This is a genomic window from Streptomyces sp. NPDC004266 (assembly GCF_042874095.1).
Classification (GTDB): Bacteria; Actinomycetota; Actinomycetes; order Streptomycetales; family Streptomycetaceae; genus Streptomyces.
This window is the reverse complement of record NZ_JBIAMM010000019.1, coordinates 123236-141368: the sequence shown is the minus strand read 5'-3', so window position 1 is coordinate 141368 and position 18133 is coordinate 123236. Positions and strand designations below refer to the sequence as shown.

Annotated in this window: 14 protein-coding genes; 13 read left to right on the top strand and 1 reads right to left on the bottom strand. The window is 75.6% G+C overall.

Annotated features, from left to right (window positions below):
• Window positions 1–182 precede the first annotated feature (182 nt).
• From ACFYUZ_RS34460 to ACFYUZ_RS34450, 3 genes are all read left to right on the top strand, one after another.
• Window positions 183–1421, top strand: a complete 1239-nt coding sequence (locus ACFYUZ_RS34460) for an ATP-binding protein (protein ID WP_389315977.1) — start codon at window positions 183–185, stop codon at window positions 1419–1421.
• Window positions 1418–1813, top strand: coding sequence for a nucleotide pyrophosphohydrolase (locus ACFYUZ_RS34455; RefSeq protein WP_389315976.1), 396 nt, complete (start codon window positions 1418–1420; stop codon window positions 1811–1813). Before ACFYUZ_RS34460 ends, ACFYUZ_RS34455 begins: the two co-directional genes overlap by 4 nt.
• Window positions 1814–1939: 126 nt before the next feature.
• The gene (locus tag ACFYUZ_RS34450; RefSeq protein WP_389315974.1) at window positions 1940–2428 is read left to right on the top strand and encodes a DUF6099 family protein; all 489 of its coding nucleotides are present in this window, start codon (window positions 1940–1942) and stop codon (window positions 2426–2428) included.
• A 44-nt stretch (window positions 2429–2472) separates the two neighbouring features.
• On the opposite strand, the gene ACFYUZ_RS34445 is transcribed toward ACFYUZ_RS34450, so the two are convergent.
• The gene (locus tag ACFYUZ_RS34445; RefSeq protein WP_389315972.1) at window positions 2473–2760 is read right to left on the bottom strand and encodes a hypothetical protein; all 288 of its coding nucleotides are present in this window, start codon (window positions 2758–2760) and stop codon (window positions 2473–2475) included.
• A 245-nt stretch (window positions 2761–3005) separates the two neighbouring features.
• Between ACFYUZ_RS34445 and ACFYUZ_RS34440 the strand changes: the two genes are divergently transcribed.
• The 10 genes from ACFYUZ_RS34440 to ACFYUZ_RS34395 all read left to right on the top strand — a co-directional run bounded on the left by ACFYUZ_RS34440 (window position 3006) and on the right by ACFYUZ_RS34395 (window position 18130).
• Window positions 3006–3929, top strand: coding sequence for an LLM class F420-dependent oxidoreductase (locus ACFYUZ_RS34440; protein WP_389315970.1), 924 nt, complete (start codon window positions 3006–3008; stop codon window positions 3927–3929).
• Window positions 3930–3942: 13 nt separating this feature from the next.
• Complete coding sequence (mmuM, locus tag ACFYUZ_RS34435) at window positions 3943–4914, top strand: homocysteine S-methyltransferase (RefSeq protein ID WP_389315968.1); 972 nt, start codon at window positions 3943–3945, stop codon at window positions 4912–4914.
• Between the two features lie 251 nt (window positions 4915–5165).
• Entirely contained in the window at window positions 5166–6692 is a 1527-nt protein-coding gene (locus ACFYUZ_RS34430) for a 3' terminal RNA ribose 2'-O-methyltransferase Hen1 (protein ID WP_389315967.1), read from the top strand.
• Entirely contained in the window at window positions 6689–9241 is a 2553-nt protein-coding gene (locus ACFYUZ_RS34425) for a polynucleotide kinase-phosphatase (protein ID WP_389315965.1), read from the top strand. Before ACFYUZ_RS34430 ends, ACFYUZ_RS34425 begins: the two co-directional genes overlap by 4 nt.
• Window positions 9242–9501: 260 nt before the next feature.
• Window positions 9502–10227 carry a Crp/Fnr family transcriptional regulator gene (locus tag ACFYUZ_RS34420; RefSeq protein WP_389315963.1) on the top strand — a complete coding sequence of 242 codons (726 nt, stop codon included), beginning with the start codon at window positions 9502–9504 and terminating at the stop codon, window positions 10225–10227.
• An 86-nt stretch (window positions 10228–10313) separates the two neighbouring features.
• On the top strand, window positions 10314–11135 hold the full coding sequence (locus ACFYUZ_RS34415) for a hypothetical protein (protein WP_389315962.1): 822 nt from the start codon (window positions 10314–10316) through the stop codon (window positions 11133–11135).
• Complete coding sequence (locus ACFYUZ_RS34410) at window positions 11132–13555, top strand: hypothetical protein (RefSeq protein ID WP_389315961.1); 2424 nt, start codon at window positions 11132–11134, stop codon at window positions 13553–13555. Before ACFYUZ_RS34415 ends, ACFYUZ_RS34410 begins: the two co-directional genes overlap by 4 nt.
• Window positions 13552–15168: a hypothetical protein gene (locus ACFYUZ_RS34405; protein ID WP_389315959.1), complete on the top strand. Its 1617-nt coding sequence runs from the start codon at window positions 13552–13554 to the stop codon at window positions 15166–15168. Before ACFYUZ_RS34410 ends, ACFYUZ_RS34405 begins: the two co-directional genes overlap by 4 nt.
• Window positions 15165–15743 carry a Pycsar system effector family protein gene (locus ACFYUZ_RS34400; protein WP_389315957.1) on the top strand — a complete coding sequence of 193 codons (579 nt, stop codon included), beginning with the start codon at window positions 15165–15167 and terminating at the stop codon, window positions 15741–15743. The genes ACFYUZ_RS34405 and ACFYUZ_RS34400 overlap by 4 nt, the downstream gene beginning before the upstream one ends.
• Window positions 15740–18130, top strand: a complete 2391-nt coding sequence (locus ACFYUZ_RS34395; RefSeq protein WP_389315956.1) for a VWA domain-containing protein — start codon at window positions 15740–15742, stop codon at window positions 18128–18130. The genes ACFYUZ_RS34400 and ACFYUZ_RS34395 overlap by 4 nt, the downstream gene beginning before the upstream one ends.
• Window positions 18131–18133: the final 3 nt, after the last annotated feature.

Sequence of the window (18133 nt, the reverse complement as noted above, 5' to 3'; positions counted from 1 at the left end):
TGGTCGGTTCTCCGGGAGGCACCTCCGTGGTCGGCTCTCCGGGAGGCACCCCCGTGGTCGGCCCTCCGGGAGGCTCGCCCTCCGCCGCGCCCGCTTCCGCTGCCCGCGCTTCGGTACCCGGCGCCCCGGGGCCCGGCGCCTCGGGAGTCCGGGTCTCGGGGCCCGGCGCCCCGGAACCCCGCGTGGCGGGTCCCCGTGCTCCGGGACGCCGCGCCTCGGGGCCCCGTGTCTCCGTCCCCGAGGCGCGGGGCCCGGTCGCGGGGGAGGTCCGGGTCGCGGCGGAGGTCCGGGGCGGGCCGCTCGTGGTCCGGCCCGCCGTCACCGAGCTGCGGCTGTCCGCGTTCGCCGGTCACCGTTCCGCCGTGCACGCGCTCGGACCGGTCACCCTCTTCACCGGCCCCAGCGGCAGCGGCAAGTCCACCGCCCTGCGGGCGTACGAGGCCCTGGCCAGGCTCGGCGCGGGCGACCCGCTCGACGAGGTGTTCCCCGACGCCGCCGACTGCGTCCCCGAGCGCGCCCGGCCCGACGCCCAGGGCCGGCGCGGCTTCCGGATCGGCTGCACGGTGGACGGCCCCGAGGGCCCCGTCCACCTGGACCTCGCGGTGCAGGCCGAACCCCGGCTCCGGATCGTCGGCGAACGGCTCACCGGCCGGGGCCGCACCCTGCTCGCCACCGCGCTCCGCGACCCCGGCCGCAGCACCGTGCAGGCCGAGTGGCACACGGCCGGAGCCACCCCCGTCACCCGCGCCCCGTTCCCCGACGACCTGCTCGGCACGGCCCTGCTGCCGCTGCGGGTCGCGGGCAAGACCCGGGGACAGCTGGAGGTCCTGGCCGCCGCGGAGCAGGTGGTCATCGGCCTGCGGTCCGCCTTCGCCTGCGACCCCCGGCCCGAGCGGATGCGGGCCCCCGTGCCGCCGGGCGAGGGGCGGCTGCGGCGTGACTGCGGCAATCTCGCCGAGGTCCTGCACCGCACCCACACGGACTGCCCGCGCCGGCACCACCGCCTGGCCGCCGTCGCCGGAGCGGGCTGCGCGGGACCGGTCACCGGAGTCGGCGTGCAGGAGCTCCCCCAGGGCACCGTCCGCGCCGTCCTGGAACGCGGCGACCTGTCCGCGACCCCGCTCGGCCGCCTCGGCGACGGCGAACTGCGCTACCTGGCCCTCGCCCTCACGCTGCTCACCGGCCCCGGGGTCCTGGAGATGGACCGGATCGCCGAGGTGCCGGACGCCATGCAGAGCCTGACGCTGCTCGCCGACGGCCTGGACCGGGGGCTCGACGGGCGCCAGGCGGGCGAACTGCTCCGGCTCGCGACGGGCATCGCCGCCGACGGACACATCCGGGTGGCGGGCGCGGTCGGGGAGCGGACGGCGGGGGAGGCGCGGCGGACGCCCGGGGTGACGGTGGTAGACCTGAGTGGGTGACGGACAACGACGACGTGGCGGGGCTCCAGCGCAGGCTGGCCGATTTCGCGGCGGCCCGCGACTGGCAGCCCTACCACACGCCCAAGAACCTGGCCGCGGCCCTCAGCGTGGAGGCGGCCGAACTCCTGGAGATCTTCCAGTGGTTGACGCCGGAGCAGGCGGAGCGGGTGATGGACGACCCGGACGCGGCGCACCGGGTCGCCGACGAGGTGGCGGACGTGCTCGCCTATCTCCTGCAGTTCTGTCAGGTGCTCGGAGTCGATCCGCTGGCGGCGCTCGCGGCCAAGATCGACCGGAACGAGGTCCGATTTCCCGTCCGCGGACGGGCCGGAGGGGGTGAGGGCGGAGCCACGGACGTCGACCCGGAGAAAGATCGTCACTCTTCGGAGTGATCGACTTGTCCCCGTCCGGCCTCCTGTCCCCAGATTTCCGATTTCCTCTGGCGTCGAGGCTCAGGCGGCCTCACTCTGGGTAGTGGAGTGAGTGGGCAGTAAGTCGTACGAACGGGGGCGGCGTTGATGGAAGCGGAGCGGCTCGTCGCGCTCGGCCGGCACGCGCTGGCGGAGAGCGGCACGGCACAGGACATCGTGGCGGAGGCCTGGCAGGCCCAGGCGCTCGCCCAGGCGATAGGGAGTCACCTCGCGCTCTGCGGACCGCTGGAGCTGCGTGGCGAGGCGCGGGGACTGAGCGAGGTCGGGGAGTACCCCACCTGGGGCTCCGGCGGGCCGCGCGCGGGTCGGTTGACCGAAGTCGCTGATCCCTGGCGGGCGTTGACCGCGCTGGGGGAGCTTCTCGGGGAGGTGGGGATCGCGCTCGTGGGGGTGGCCTGCGCCACCGACGAGGAGGGGCTCTACTGGCAGTGCATCGAGGCGATCGACGCCGCCGACGAGGCGAGCGACCGGGTGCGCGGGATGCTGCGGCGCCTCGCCGTGCGCGACGGGGAGCGCGCCCGCCCGCCCGACCCCGCCCGAGGCCGAGCGGGCCCGGGACGGGGCTCGTCGTGGTAGGGGTGCGCGGGGAGCTGCTGTTCCTCGCGGTGTTGCTGCTGGGATCAGTGCCGGTCGGTGCCGGGACGCTCGTGCCGGGTCCGGTCCTGGGGCTGCGGATCCGGCCGGCCCTGCTCCCGGAGCCGGGGCTGCGGCTCGGGGGCGGGGGTGAGGCGGTCGGACGTGGACTGGAGGTCGGCGTCCAGCTGGGAGAGGTCGGCGGAGAGCGCGGCCATCAGCTCCTCCATCTGCTGGAGCAGGCCCTTGGGGGCGTCGGCACCCTTCTGCTCGGGCACGGACTGCGACACCGGCTGTTCGGGCACGGCCCGCTCCGGCGCGGCTTCCTGGGACATGGCGGCCTCCTCGGCCCGGGCCCCGCCGCCGAGGACGGGACCATGAGAGAGACGCACCGGCAGCGGCCGCCGGCACGCGGGCCGGGCGGTCCGGCTCCGCCCGAGCCAACGACGTGTGCCGCGCCCCGGTCACTGGCCAGGGCGGACGCGGCCCGTCAGGGAGTCCGATATTCACCCGACCGAGCCGGTGCGGCCGGGGAGCTGACGGCGAGGTTGACACGCACCCGGCGGTGCAGGATGGAGGCATGGACCTTCGCGTTTTCACCGAACCCCAGCAGGGGGCCGACTACGACACCCTCCTCACGGTGGCACGGGCCACCGAGGAGCTCGGATTCGACGCCTTCTTCCGCTCCGACCATTACGTCAGCATGGGATCCGGCGACGGTCTGCCCGGCCCGACGGACGCCTGGATCACCCTGGCGGGCCTTGCCAGGGAGACGAAGCGGATCCGGCTCGGCACGCTGATGACGGCCGGGACCTTCCGGCTTCCCGGGGTGCTCGCCATCCAGGTCGCCCAGGTGGACCGGATGTCCGGCGGCCGGGTCGAGCTGGGCCTGGGTGCCGGCTGGTTCGAGGAGGAGCACCGGGCCTACGGCATCCCCTTCCCGAAGGAGAGGTTCGGCCGCCTGGAAGAACAGCTGGCGATCATCACGGGCCTGTGGGAGACCGAGGTCGGGAAGACCTTCAGCCATTCCGGCGAGTACTACCAGCTCACCGACTCGCCCGCGCTCCCCAAGCCGGCCCAGGCCAGGGTGCCGGTGCTGATCGGCGGGCACGGCGCGAGCCGGACGCCGAGGCTGGCCGCGCGGTACGCGGACGAGTTCAACATCCCGTTCGCGTCCGTGGAGGACAGCGAGCGGCAGTTCGGCCGGGTCCGGGCCGCCGCCGAGGCGGCCGGAAGGCCGGCCGACGACCTGGTGTACTCGAACGCCCTGGTCGTCTGCGTCGGCAAGGACGACGCCGAGGTGGCCCGCCGGGCCGCCGCCATCGGCCGGGACGTGGACGAGCTCAAGGAGAACGGGCTGGCGGGCTCGCCCGCCGAGGTCGTCGACAAGCTCGGGCGTTACGCGGAGATCGGCTCCTCCCGGGTCTACCTCCAGGTCCTGGACCTGGACGACCTGGACCACCTGGAGCTGATCTCCGCCCGGGTCCAGTCGCAGCTGGGATGAGAGGGGCGATCCGATGAGACCGGGCCGTACGCTCGCCGAAGCCCTCGGGGCGGGGGTGCTCGTCCTCGACGGCGGGCTGTCCAACCAGCTGGAGGCGCAGGGCTGCGACCTCTCGGACGCGCTCTGGTCCGCGCGGCTCCTCGCCGACGGACCCGAGCAGATCGAGGCGGCCCACACGGCGTACGTGCGGGCCGGCGCGCGGGTGCTGATCACCTCCAGCTATCAGGCCACGTTCGAGGGCTTCGCCCGCCGGGGCACGGGCCGGGAGGAGGCGGCGCGGCTGCTCGGCCGGAGCGTGGAACTCGCCCGGACGGCGGCGGAGGCGGGGGACGAGGAGGTGTGGGTCGCCGCGTCCGTCGGGCCGTACGGGGCGATGCTGGCGGACGGCAGCGAGTACCGGGGACGGTACGGCTTGTCCGTGGGGGCGTTGGAGAGGTTCCACCGGCCGCGGATCGACGTGCTCGCCGGGGCGGCGCCGGACGTCCTGGCCCTGGAGACGGTGCCGGACGCGGAGGAGGCCGAGGCGCTGCTGCGGGCGGCCGAGGGGTGCGGGGTGCCGGTCTGGCTGTCGTACACGGTCGCGGGCGGGCGGACCCGGGCCGGGCAGGACCTGGCGGAGGCCTTCGCGGTCGCCGCGGGGGACGACCAGGTCGTGGCGGTCGGGGTGAACTGCTGCGACCCGGCCGAGGCGGGGGCCGCCGTGGAGCTCGCCGTGGCCGTGACCGGGAAGCCGGCCGTCGTCTACCCGAACAGCGGGGAGCGGTGGGACGCCCGGGCGCGGGGCTGGCGCGGGGACACGGCCTTCGACCCGGCCCGGGCCGCGGCCTGGACCGGAGCGGGGGCCCGCCTCGTCGGCGGCTGCTGCCGCGTCGGCCCGAAGACGATCGCCGCACTCGCCGACGCCCTGTCGGAGGGGGACGGTACCGAGACCGGCACCGGCACCGGCACCGGTACCGAGGCCGAGGCCGAGACCGGCACCGGCTGAGCCGCGGCCCGGGGCCGGCCTCGTGCGCCGGTGCCCGGCTGCCCGGTCCGGCCGCGCGGCCCCGGCTGCCCGGTCCGGGCGTATGGCCCCGGCCGCCCGGACCGGGCGGCCCGGAGCGGGCGGCCGGATCGGGGTCCCGGCCGGTGCCGGTTGCCCGGGCCAGGGTGTCCGGCCGGGCTCCGGCGAGCGGTGGCGGTGGCGGTGGGAAAATGCCTGGTCGGTGGGGCAGGAGGGCGCTCATACTCGAGCGTGTGTTCCTGACGATCAGCACCTACGGCAACCCGGAGCGCCCCGCGACCGATCTCGGTTTTCTGCTGCACAAGCATCCCGAGCGGGCGCAGGCGTTCTCGACCTCGCACGGCACGGCGCACGTCCTCTACCCCGAGGCGAGTGCCGAGCGGTGCACGGCGGCACTCCTCCTGGAGGTGGACCCCGTGGCGCTGGTGCGCCGCGGCAAGGGCAAGGGCCGGGGCGGCGCCCCGGACTCGGCGCTCGCGCAGTACGTCAACGACCGGCCCTACGCGGCGTCCTCGCTGCTGGCCGTCGCGCTCGCCAAGGTCTTCAAGACCGCGCTGCACGGCGAGTGCAAGGCGATGCCCGAGCGGGCGGCCGCGCCGCTGCCGCTGCGCGTCGAGGTCCCCGCGCTCCCCGCCCGGGGCGGCGCGGAGCTGGTGCGGGCGCTGTTCGGGCCGTTGGGCTGGGACACGGTGGACGCCGAACCGGTGGCGCTGGACGGGGAGTTCCCCGAGTGGGGCGACTCGCGGTACGTGCGGCTGGTCCTGGAGGGCGAGCTGCGGCTCGCGGACGCCCTCAACCAGCTGTACGTCCTGCTGCCGGTGCTCGACGACGCCAAGCACTACTGGGTCGCGCCCGACGAGGTCGACAAGCTGCTGCGTGCGGGTGACGGCTGGCTGGCCGGTCACCCCGAGCGGAAGCTGATCACCTCCCGCTACCTCTCGCGCCGCTGGAGCCTGGCCCGCGCGGCGACGGAGCGGCTCGAACTGGTGCGGCTCGCCGAGGCCGAGGGCCTGGACGTCGAGGACGTCGACAACGCCGTCGACGAGACCACCGACACGGAGGACCGTCCGGTGCCGCTCGCCGAGCAGCGGCGGGAGGCGATCCTCGCCGCGCTGAAGGACGCCGGCGCGACGCGCGTGCTCGACCTCGGCTGCGGGCAGGGGCAGTTGGTGCAGGCCCTGCTCAAGGACCCGCGCTTCACCGAGATCGTCGGTGTGGACGTGTCCGCGCGGGCCCTGGGCGTCGCCGAGCGCCGCCTCCGGCTCGACCGGATGGGGGAGCGGCAGGCCGCCCGGGTGAAGCTGACGCAGGGCTCCCTCGCGTACACCGACAAGCGGCTCGCGGGCTACGACGCGGCCGTGCTCAGCGAGGTGATCGAGCACCTGGACCTGCCGAGGCTGCCGGCCCTGGAGTACGCGGTGTTCGGCTCGGCCCGGCCCCGTACGGTCGTCGTGACCACGCCGAACGTCGAGTACAACGTGCGCTGGGAGTCGCTTCCGGCCGGGCACGTCCGGCACGGCGACCACCGCTTCGAGTGGACCCGCGAGGAGTTCCGCGCCTGGGCGGCCGGCGTCGCGGGGCGGTACGGCTACGGGGTCGGGTTCGCCCCCGTGGGACCGGACGACCCGGAGGTCGGGCCGCCGACCCAGATGGCCGTCTTCAGCCGCACCGAGAGCCGTACCGGAAGCCGTGCCGAGAGCGTCGGCGAGAGCCGCACCGAGAGCCGTACCGACGAGACCTCGAAGGAGGTCACAGCATGACCCGCACCCTGCCCGTCACCGATCTGTCCCTCGTGGTGCTCGTCGGTGCCACCGGCTCCGGCAAGTCCACCTTCGCCCGGCGCCACTTCAAGCCGACCGAGATCGTCTCCTCCGACTTCTGCCGGGGGCTCGTCGCCGACGACGAGAACGACCAGTCCGCGAGCAGGGACGCCTTCGACGTCCTCCACTACATCGCGGGCAAGCGCCTCGCGGCGGGCCGGCTGACCGTCGTCGACGCCACCAACGTGCAGCAGGAGGCCCGGCGTCAGCTCGTCCGGCTGGCCAGGGAGCACGACGTGCTGCCGATCGCGATCGTCCTCGACCTCCCCGAGGAGGTGTGCCGCACCCGGAACGCCGCCCGGCCCGACCGGGCGGACATGCCGGCGCACGTCATCCAGCGCCACCGGCGGGAGCTGCGCCGTTCGCTGCGCGGGCTGGAGCGCGAGGGCTTCCGCAAGGTGCACGTGCTGCGTTCCGTGGAGGAGGTCGAGGCCGCCGAGGTCGTCCTGGAGCGGCGCTTCAACGACCTCCGGCACCTCACCGGCCCCTTCGACGTCATCGGCGACATCCACGGCTGCCGTTCCGAGCTGGAGACCCTGCTCGCGAAGCTCGGTTACGTCGACGGGCACCACCCCGAGGGGCGGACGGCCGTTTTCGTCGGCGACCTCGTCGACCGGGGTCCGGACTCGCCGGGCGTCCTGCGCCGCGTCATGGCGATGGTCGCCGCGGGCGACGCCCTGTGCGTCCCCGGCAACCACGAGAACAAGCTCGGCCGGTGGCTCAAGGGCCGGAAGGTGCAGGAGACGCACGGCCTCGCCGAGACCGTCGAGCAGCTGGGGCGCGAGAGCGAGGAGTTCCGGGCGGAGGTCGGACGGTTCATCGAGGGGCTCGTCAGCCACTACGTGCTCGACGGCGGGAACCTCGTCGTCTGTCACGCCGGTCTGCCGGAGAAGTACCACGGTCGGACCTCCGGGCGGGTGCGCTCGCACGCGCTGTACGGGGACACCACGGGCGAGACCGACGAGTTCGGGCTGCCGGTGCGCTACCCGTGGGCGGAGGAGTACCGGGGGCGGGCCACCGTCGTGTACGGACACACGCCCGTGCCGAACACCTCCTGGATCAACAACACCATCTGCCTCGACACCGGGGCCGTCTTCGGCGGGAAGATGACCGCGCTGCGCTGGCCCGAGCGCGAGCTCGTCGACGTACCGGCCGAGAAGGTCTGGTACGAGCCGGCGCGGCCGCTCGTCACCGAGGCGCCCGGCGGTCACCAGGGGCGGCCCCTGGACCTGGCCGACGTGCACGGGCGGCGGACCGTGGAGACCCGCCACGGCGGGAACGTCGCCGTGCGCGAGGAGAACGCGGCGGCGGCCCTGGAGGTCATGAGCCGGTTCGCGGTCGACCCGCGGCTGCTCGCCTACCTGCCGCCGACGATGGCGCCCACCGCGACCTCGAAGGAGGAGGGCTACCTGGAGCACCCGGCCGAGGCCTTCGCCCAGTACCGGGCAGACGGCGTCGAGCTGGTCGTGTGCGAGGAGAAGCACATGGGCTCCCGGGCCGTGGCCCTCGTCTGCCGGGACGAGGAGGCGGCCCGCGAGCACTTCGGCGTCACCGGGGTGACCGGCGCCCTGTACACCCGCACCGGACGGCCCTTCTTCGACGACCGGGACGTCACGGAGGAGGTCCTCGGCCGGCTGCGGACGGCGATCGGCGCCGCCGGGCTCTGGGACGAGCTCGCCGCGTCGGACGGTGCCTCCGGCACGGGCGACTTCCTGCTGCTGGACGGCGAGCTGATGCCGTGGTCGCTCAAGTCCGCCGGGCTGCTGCGCGCGCAGTACGCCGCGGTCGGCGCCGCTTCCGGCGCCGTCCTCCCCGGGGCGATCGACGCCCTGGAGCGGGCGGTGGGGCGCGGGGTCGAGGGGATCGACGGGCTGCTCGCCCGGCAGCGGGAGCGGGCCGTGGACGCGGCGGCCTTCACCGAGGCGTACCGCAGGTACTGCTGGCCGACCGAGGGCCTGGAGGGCGTGCGCTTCGCGCCCTTCCAGCTGCTCGCGACGCGTGGGCGCTCGCTCGCGGCGGTGCCGCACGACGAGCAGCTGGCCTGGCTCGACCGGCTCGTCGAGCACGACCCGACCGGGCTGCTCCGGGTCACCCGCCGGCTCGTCGTCGACACCGGCGACGAGGCCTCGGTCCGCGCGGGCGTCGACTGGTGGCTGGAGCTGACCGGGGCGGGCGGCGAGGGCATGGTCGTCAAGCCGCTGGCGGCGCTCGTCCGCGACGCGAAGGGGCGGCTCGGGCAGCCGGGCGTGAAGGTGCGCGGCCGGGAGTACCTGCGGATCATCTACGGTCCCGAGTACACCCGGCCGGAGAACCTGGAGAGGCTGCGGCAGCGTTTCCTCGGCCACAAGCGGTCGCTCGCGCTGCGCGAGTACGCGCTCGGCCTGGAGGCCCTCGACCGCCTCGCCGCGGGCGAACCGCTCTGGCGGGTCCACGAGGCCGTCTTCGCGGTCCTGGCCCTGGAGTCGGAACCGGTCGACCCGAGGCTCTGACCGGTCGGCCCGGGACTCTGACCGGGCCGCTCCCACGGGGGGCGCAGGGGTGCCGACGGCGGCGCTCCCCTGCGCCCCCCGTGCTCGTTGACGCGTTTCTTCCGCACCCTCTAGCGTTCTTCACCCCATGACGTGACACAGCGTCAATAGTGTGGCGCAGTAGGCCACATGAGGTGGGAACACACACGCGAAAGCGCCGGTCGGCCACCGGTGGACGGTCTTCCCCGGAGGGCCCGCGGACGGTACGGGGGTGAGCGGCGATGAGTCTCTTCGGCCAGGACCGCTCCTTCCTCCACGCCCTCCCCGCGGCCGACCGGCGGTCGCTGCTCGCCGAGGGCGTCCGGCGCGTCTACGAACCCGGGCAGGTGATGATCCGCGAACGCGACACCAGCGCCTACGTCCTCGCGCTCCTCTCCGGCTGGTCCGTCGTCTCCGTCGGCACCGAGCGCGGATCGCGGCTCATCCTCGCCCTGCGCGGAGCCGGAGAGGTCGTCGGCGACCTCGCCGCCGTCGACCGGGGCCCGCGCAGCGCCAGCGTCACCGCCCTCGGCACGGTCGAGGCGGTGGCCGTCTCCGGCGACCGGTTCCGGCGCTTCCTCGCCGCCCGGCCGCACGCGACCGCGCTGATCATGCGCCAGCTCGCCACCCGGCTGCGCAGCGCCGACGTCGAGCGGCGCGCGCTCGCCTCCGAGACCGTCCTCCAGCGCCTCGCCGCCCGGCTCGTCGAACTGGCCGAGCGCGCCGGACGGCGGGCCGACGGCGGGACCGTACTGGAGCTTCCGCTGCCCCAGCACGATCTGGCGGCGGCCATCGGAGCCACCCGGGAGGCGGTGGCCAAAGCGCTGCGCCTGCTCCGGGAGCAGGACGTCGTCCGCACCGCGAACCGCACCGTCGTCGTCCTCGACATGCCGGTCCTGGTGCTGCTCGCGCAGGGGCGCGCGCGCCCCGGCGGAAACCCGGCGGACGAATCTCCGCCGGGTGTGTAAACGGCCACATCGCCGGCCGCGCCGGGCGGCCAGTCTGGACATGCGACACACGCACCACCACGGCACCACACACAGGGAGTCCGAGAGTGAGCAGTGCGGGAGCGAACGGGGTAGCGGGCGGGATCCACCGGTTCGTCGTCTTCGGCGACATCTGCGGCTCCGGAACCCTGGGCATGGCCGAGAAGGAGCTGCACCGGGCCGCGATGTACGCCGCCTTCGACGAGGCGTACGGCTCCGTCGGCGTCGAACCGGGCACCTTCCACCAGGAGGACCGGGGGGACGGCATCCTCGCCGCCCTGCGCCCCGACGTGCCGCCGACGCTCATGGTCGGACGCTGGATCGACACCCTCTACGAGAGCCTGCGCGCCCACAACACGGGCCGGAGCCGGCGCCTGCGGCTGCGGATCGGCATGAACGCCGGGCTCGTCGTCCAGGACGGCCACGGTCTCGTCGGGCGGGCGGTGGACCTCGCCGCCCGGCTCTGCGACAGCGCCCCCGCCAAGCGGATCATGGCGGAGAGCCAGGAGGTCGACCTCCTGGTCGTCGTCTCCGACTGGCTGTACGGGAACGTGGTCGCCGACGGCGGGCGGTACGTCGAGCCGACCCACTACCGGCCGGCCCGCATCCGGTCCAAGGAGACCGACGAGACCGCGTGGTTCCACGTACCGCGCAGGACCGCCCCGCCGCTGACCGGAGCCGAGGCGGAGCCGCCGGCTCCCGAGCGGGAGCGGGGTCCACGGACCGGCGTTGGGCCGTCGCGGGGGGACGGCCCAACGCCCCGGACCGGGGGCGGGAACCGCACGTACCACATCGGGGGAGACGTGGTCGACGTCCACGGAAACACCTTCCACGGCGACTTCACGGGCATCCGCAAGGGCACGGCGGCGGGGGCGGGTGAGCCGGAGTGAGCGACCAGGACGAGCCGGGCGCGGGGGCCGACGCCCCGGACTCCGGCCACGCCCGGGACGACCGGGGCGACGGCGGCGGCCGGGGCGACCGGGCGGACGCGCACGACCGGGGCGGCGAGCGGGACGACCGAGGGGGCCGCGGCGGTCGAGGCGAGCGGAGCGACCGCGGCGATCGTGGTGACCGGGACGGCGAGCGGGGCGACGGCACCGGGGAGCAGTCGCGCGAGGTCAACGTCTTCGCGTCCGCCGACCGGGGCCCGCTCGCCGGCGGCGACACCGGAGGCGCCGCCACGGCACGCCGCGCCCTGCGCACCTGGGCGAGCGGCGCGGGCGACCGCCACACCCACGTCCAGGGCGACGGCGCCTTCTTCGAGGGCAACCAGTTCTTCTCGTACGGCTTCGGCGACTCCTCGCGCTTCGTCCGGGGACCCGTCCCGCCCGAGACGCTCGCCCGTCTCGCCCAGGTGTACTGCGAGATCGCCGGCTACCAGCGGATGAAGGAACGGCTCCGCGACCACAGGGTCCTCGTCCTCTGCGGAGAGCCCGGCAGCGGGCGCAAGGCCACCGCGCTCGCGCTCCTCGACGAGGTCACCGGCGGCAAGGTCTTCCGCCTCGACCCGCGCCACGGCGTCGACGAGATCACGGACGAGGCCCTCCAGGAGCGCGGCGGGCACCTCATGGAGCTGCTCACCGAGGACGTCAGGACCGAGAGCGAGTCGCGGGGCCGCTCCGGACCGGGCGACGGCGGCGGGAGCGCGCGGCGCCCCGCCGCCCGCCTCTCCGAACTGCACCTCGACCGCTTCGGGGAGCTGCTGCACAGCCGTGACGCGTACGGGATCGTGCTCGTCGAGAGCGGCGAGGACGCCGACCGGCTGCTGCGCGGACGGTACGGGACGTACTGCGCGCCGCCGCCCGCCGACGAGGTCCTCCGGAGGCACCTGCGGGAACGGCTGCGCGGGGAGCCCGCCGAGGCCCTCGGCGCCGCGCGGGCGCTCGCCGCGCGCCCCGACGTCGTCCGGGCCCTCGGCCTGGAGGAGCTGCGGCCCCGCGAGGCCGCCCGGCTCGCCGACCACCTCGCCCGGCACTGGCGCGGCGAGATGACGGACGATCAGCTGCTCGCCGAGTGCGCCGGATTCGTGGCGGCCCAGGCCCGCGAGTGGTTCGCCGGCGCCGACCGCCCCGGCGTGCTCCCCGAGGCGCTCCCCGCCCTCGACGCCGGAGCGTTCCGGATCGCCGTCGCCGTGTTCGACGGCTCCGCCTACAGCCTCGCCGCGGAGGCCGCCGAACTCCTCGCCTGGGAACTCGCCGTCACGCTCGATCCCGAACAGGCACCCGGGCGGCGCCTGTTCGGCGCCCACGCCGAGCACCGGCCGACGCGGGCGCGCGCCGTCCTGGAGGACGGGGAGCTGGACCTCGGCCCGGCGAAGGTGCCGGTGCGCGCCGTGCGCTTCCGGGGCGAGGCCCTCGCCGCCGCCGTCCTCGGCGAGATCTGGCACGGCTACCACAACGTCCGCGGGCCGGTGGCGCGCTGGCTGCGCGCCCTCTGCGACGACCCGCGCGCGGAGGTGTGGGTGCGGGCCTCCGTCGCCGCGGGCGTGCTCTGCTCCTGGGACTGGATCCACGGCTTCCGAGAGCTGATCGTGCCCCTCGCCGTGACGGACGCGCCCGTCACCCGGCTGGCGGCCGCGACCGCGCTCGCCGAGTCCGCCCGCGACCCCCGGATCAGGCCCGCCGTCGCCTCCGTGCTCAAGGACTGGGCCGTCTCCGACGACCCCACCCTCGTCGGCACCGCCCTCCTCGCCCACGGCTTCGTCCTGGCAGCCGGGAGCGTGCCCGGCTCGCTCGACGCCCTCGCCCGGGTCGTCAGGACGTGCGAGCCCACCGACGGCGACGTGCTCGTGCCCGCCTCCTTCAGCGTGACCCGACTGCTCGCCTCCGGAGAACCGGAACCCGTCCTCCGACGGCTCCACCAGTGGCTGGAGGACGGACGGATCAACCTCGCCAACCTGGTGCACCTCGCCGTCATCAGCGCGCTCGGCACCCGGACCACCCACCTGTGGGGGCTGCGCGAGGTGCCCGAACTCGACGAGCACGCGGCCCGCCCCCTGTTCGTCGCACTGCTCGCGACCCGGCCCGCCCTCGCGCCCGAACTCGCGCGGCTGCTGCGGCACACGCTCGCCACGGCCCGCTCCGGCGAGGCCGCCCTCGAAGCCCTCGGCGGCATGCTCCGGCGCGCCGCGAAGGACCCCGGGGCGCTCGGGCACGTCTGCGCCCTCCTGCCGCGCCTCGCGGTGGAGCGCCGCGACCGGGACCGGCTCAGGGGACTGCTGAACGAACTGGTCCGGGACCGCGACCGGCCCCTGGACAGAGGCGCGGCGCGCCGGATGTGGGACGCCGTGACGGAAGGAGCGAACCGATGACCGGGCCCGAGCAGAACAGGAACGCGCGGCCGGACGAGCGGGCGCGGTGGGACGAACGGGACCACGACGAGCGGCAGCGGCACCAGGGCCGGGACGGCCGGGAGCGGCAGGGGTACGAGGGACGGGACCGGCGGTACGAGGACCGGCGCGATCGGCAGCGGTACGCGGGGCAGAACGGCGGACAGCACCCCGGCGGCCCCGACGCGGACGAGGACCCGGACCCCGACCTCGACCGCGCGCGGGACGACGAGGCGGAGCAGGCGCGCGGCGCGGGACGGCGGCACGCGGCGGCCACCGGCGGACCCGCGGCCGCCGGACGGCCGCGCGGCCCCCTCATCGGCGAGTACGCGCCCCCGTACCGCCGCCGCAGCGGCAAGGTCGCCGCCGTCCTCCTCTACCGCAACGGCGGCCACCGGGTGGTCTGGCCGGACCGCACCGAGGACGTCAACAAGCCCCTGTTCGGCTCCCCGTACACCGTCTTCGAGGTACGGCTCGGCCGCAACGTCACCGAGTTCCGGCTCCAGCTGCCGGCCGCCGGGGACGGCGTCTTCTTCGACGCCGTCGCCAAGGTCCAGTGGGTGGTGACCGATCCGCACCTCGTCGTCCAGGAACAGGTCGAGGACGTCGCCGAGCTGCTCCACGACGAACTGCTCGACGGCCTGCGCAGGCTCTCCCGGCGCTTCCGGATCACCGAGGCGCAGCGCGCCGACGAGGCCGTGCGCGAGGAACTCGCCGCCGGACGCCTCAGCTTCGGCCGGGACATCGGGCTGCGGACCCGGGTCCTCGTCTTCATCGACCTCGACGACTCCGTCAAGGCCGAGGTCTCCCGGCGCGACCGGGTCGGCGTCACCATGGAGGCCGACGAGCGCGTCGCCGAGGCCGAGCGGCGCAGGGAGGCAGCGGACCGCGCCCTGGTCGCCGAACGGGCCCGCGAGATGGAGGCCCTCTTCCGGCGCGGGGACCTCGCCCAGATCGCCCACCACATGGCGATGCACCCCGACAAGCAGTGGGAGATCCGCACCCAGCTCCAGCGGGAGCGGCGCGAGGGCCAGGACGACTACCTGAGGGTCTTCAACCGGCTCCTGGACACCGGAGTCCTGGAACGGCACGACATCGGCGAGCAGATGTACCAGGTGCTCATGTACCTGAGGTCCCAGACCGGCACCGTCCTCGGCGGCATCACCGACCGGGTCCTCAACCCCTCGGGCGACACCTCGCGGCGCCGGCGCGCCCTGGAGGAGGCCGCCCCCGAGCCGAGCGACCCGGACTGGGACGAGGACCACCGGGACGCCCCGCGCGGGCGCGGGGACGAGGAGCACGGCGAGGCCCCGCGCGACGCCCGGGTCTACGAGCCGACCCGCGTCGAGTCGGGCTCCGAACGGGAGCGCGAACGCGCACGGGAGCGCGAGCGGGAAGGGGGGCGGGGGAGGTCGCGGAGCCGTCACGACGACGGCTTCGACGACGGCCGCGACCGGTACGAGCCGGACTCCTACGACCGGTACGACCGGTACGACCGGGACGACCCGTACGACCGCGAGGGCCGCGACCGGCCGCGCCGGGGCGCCGGGCCCGCCCGGCCCAGCTCCGACTTCGACGACTGGGACGACGAATGAGCACCCCGGACCCCGCCCCGGCCCCCGCCCCGGACCGCGCCCCGGACCCCGCCCCCGACCGCGCCCCGGCGCCCGCCCCCGGCCAGGCCCCGGCGACCGCCCCCGTACCGCCCGGGGAGATGCGGTTCATGGCCGAGCGGCTCCTCGCCACCGTGCGCGAGGACATAGGGCGGGCCGACACCAAGGCCGCCATCCTGCTCTCCGGCGCCCTCGCCTTCCTGGCGGTCGTGTTCTCCGGGGACCGCGCCCCGCTGCCCACGGCCGGCACCGGACTCGCGCTGCTCCTCGCGGCGGGCGCGCTGTGGACGGCGGGGGTCCTGATGCTCGTCTCGGTGGTCCTGCCGCGCACCCGCGTCGGCGCGGACCGCACGTTCCTGCGCGAGCTGACGGCCGGTCCGTCCGCGACCGTGCTGCGGGAACGACTCGGCGCGTCCGGCGCGGACGCCACCGACTGGCTCCTCGAACAGGCCGGCGTGCACGGACTCGTGCTCGCGGCGAAGTACCGGTGGCTGCGCCTGGGCGTGTCCGCGCTCGCGCTCGGCGCCCTCCTGGCCCTCTTCAGCGAACTGTGGTGAGAGAGAAGATGCACTGGACCAGCAAGGGAAGCGCCCTGCTCCTCGCCGGGGCGCTCCTCGCGCTCCCCGGCCCGCTCACGGCGCCCCCCGCCACGGCCGCAGGGGCGCCCGGCCCCGCCCGTACCGTCGCCGAACCCGCCGAGGGCCCCGACCCGCTCGACTTCGCCGTCGTCGTCGACCAGTCGGCGAGCCTGGCCGAGAAGGACCTGGCGCGCGAGACGGAGGCGGCCGCGCTGCTCAGCCAGGGCGAGATATCGGACCGCTCCCGGGCCGCCGTCATCGGCTTCGGCAGCTCCGAGAAGCCCGGCCAGTCGCCCGTGAACGAGGTCTGCCCGCCCACCGTCGCCGACGCGGCGGGCCGCGAGCGGCTCAGCGCGTGCGTCCAGCAGCTGGGCCGCCGCGACGCCGCCCGCATGGGCCCCGGCACCGACTTCCCGGCCGCGATCCGGCAGGCCGTCACCCGCCTCACGGAGGGCCGGCCCGCCACCGCGAAGGCCCCGGCCGTGCCGAAGGTCGTCTTCCTCCTCACCGACGGCAAGCTGGACGTCGCCGACAGCCCCGAGTACGGCACCGACCGGGACACCCGCCAGTCCAACGGGGCGCGGCGGCTCACCGAGGAACTCGCCCGCGCCCGGGCGGCCGGCGTCCAGATCTGGCCGCTCGGCTTCGGCAGCGAGATCGACCGCTCCGCGCTGACCGCGATGGCCGAGGGCGGCTACCGGGGCGCCTGCTCCGACATCCCCGACTCCGTCCCCCGCATGCGCGTCGTCGGCACCTCCGCCGAGATCGACAAGGCGCTCCAGGAGACCTTCGCCGCCGCCCGCTGCGCCCGGATCGCCCAGGGCACCGTCGGGAAGCCGCCCGCCGACCTGACCGTCACCATCCCCCCGATCGCCACCGACGGCTCCCTCACGATCGCCAAGCACGACCCGAAGGTGCGGGTCACGTACTACGACCCGGCGGGCCGCAAGGTGCCCGTGCGGGGCGAGTTCGACGGCTCGACCTTCGAGGTGAGCGGCCAGGACGGGCCGGTCGAGGCGCTGCGCGTGAAGGACCCGCTGCCCGGCCGCTGGCGCGTGCACATCGAGGCGCCGGAGGGCCACCGCGACCGGGAGGTCGCCGTCCGGGCCATCTGGCAGGGCCGCCTCCGCTCCGACGTCACCCTCGACCCGGCGTCCCCGCGGGCGGGGGAGAAGGTCACCGTGCAGGTGCGGATGCAGACCCGGCGCGGGGTCGTCATCACCGACCCGCGGCAGCTGGCCGGCCTCACGGCCTCGGCCGAGGTCGCCGGCGCGGGCTTCGAGCCCTTCGCCTTCCGGCTCGCCGACGACGGGCAGGCGCCCGACAGGAAGGCCGGGGACGTCCGGTTCACCGGCACGTTCACCCTGCCCGCCGGGGCCACCGGCGACCTGGAGCTCGTCACGCGCATGGCGGCGCCCGGCATCACCTCCGACCGGCGCCCGGTGCACGCCCAGCGCGGCCCGGACGTACCGGTGCTGACCGCGGGGCTCGTCGTCGACCGCGTCACCGTGCACCCGGGCGGCACCGTCCGGGGCACCCTCGACGTCACCAACAACGACTCCGCCCCGCACACCCTGCGGCTCGCCCTCCAGGACCAGACGCCCGGCGCCGAGCTCACCGTCGCCCCGACCCCGGTGACCGCGCCCGCGGGCAAGAGCACCAGCATCCCCTTCACGGTGACCCTCGCCGCCGGCACGGCCCTCGGCGAGCTGGGCGGCCGGGTCGCGGTCGTGGACACCGGCGACGGCGACGCCGTCCTCGACACCGCCTTCCTGGACGTCCTCGTCGTGGCGCCGCCCACCTGGTGGGACCGCTGGTGGAAGGCCGTCACCGGCGGCGCCGTCGCCCTCCTCGTCCTCGCCGCCCTCGCCGGCATCCGGATCGCCGCCCGGCGCCGCCGCCGCGACCTCACCGGAGTCACCCTGGAACTGCGCGACGACGGCCGCCCCCTGCACTCGCTGACCATCCGCAGGGGGCAGAGCGAGGGCGGCACCTTCACCTTCACCGTCGACGAACCGTACGGGGAACCGCCGATGCTCCGCGGCGTCCGCGGCACCGCCGCCTCCACCGCCCACGTGCTGCGCCGCACCGGCTCCGGCGAACTGCTGCTGCGCCCCCGGGGCGGCGGCCAGGTGCCGGTGAGGGCCGGGGAGCCGGCCGGCCTCGGGGACCACGAACTCGTCGTACGGGGTGCGCGGACGCCCTCCCCGCGGACCCGTGACCTCCCGTGGTCCCGGCGTCCCCGTGCCCCCCGGCGCACCGGACCCGGCACGGGCACCGGCCCCGGCACGGGAGCCGCCCCGGGGGCCGCCTCCGGGACGACCGGGGCCACCGACGGGTCCGACACCTACGACGTGAACTTCTGAACG

Coding starts and splice junctions, on each gene's coding strand:
- ACFYUZ_RS34450 (WP_389315974.1), top strand. CDS start 1,940: ATGGAAGCGGAGCGGCTCGTCGCGCTCGGCCGGCACGCGCTGGCGGAG.
- ACFYUZ_RS34445 (WP_389315972.1), bottom strand. CDS start 2,760: ATGTCCCAGGAAGCCGCGCCGGAGCGGGCCGTGCCCGAACAGCCGGTG.
- ACFYUZ_RS34440 (WP_389315970.1), top strand. CDS start 3,006: ATGGACCTTCGCGTTTTCACCGAACCCCAGCAGGGGGCCGACTACGAC.
- mmuM (WP_389315968.1), top strand. CDS start 3,943: ATGAGACCGGGCCGTACGCTCGCCGAAGCCCTCGGGGCGGGGGTGCTC.
- ACFYUZ_RS34425 (WP_389315965.1), top strand. CDS start 6,689: ATGACCCGCACCCTGCCCGTCACCGATCTGTCCCTCGTGGTGCTCGTC.
- ACFYUZ_RS34420 (WP_389315963.1), top strand. CDS start 9,502: ATGAGTCTCTTCGGCCAGGACCGCTCCTTCCTCCACGCCCTCCCCGCG.
- ACFYUZ_RS34405 (WP_389315959.1), top strand. CDS start 13,552: ATGACCGGGCCCGAGCAGAACAGGAACGCGCGGCCGGACGAGCGGGCG.
- ACFYUZ_RS34400 (WP_389315957.1), top strand. CDS start 15,165: ATGAGCACCCCGGACCCCGCCCCGGCCCCCGCCCCGGACCGCGCCCCG.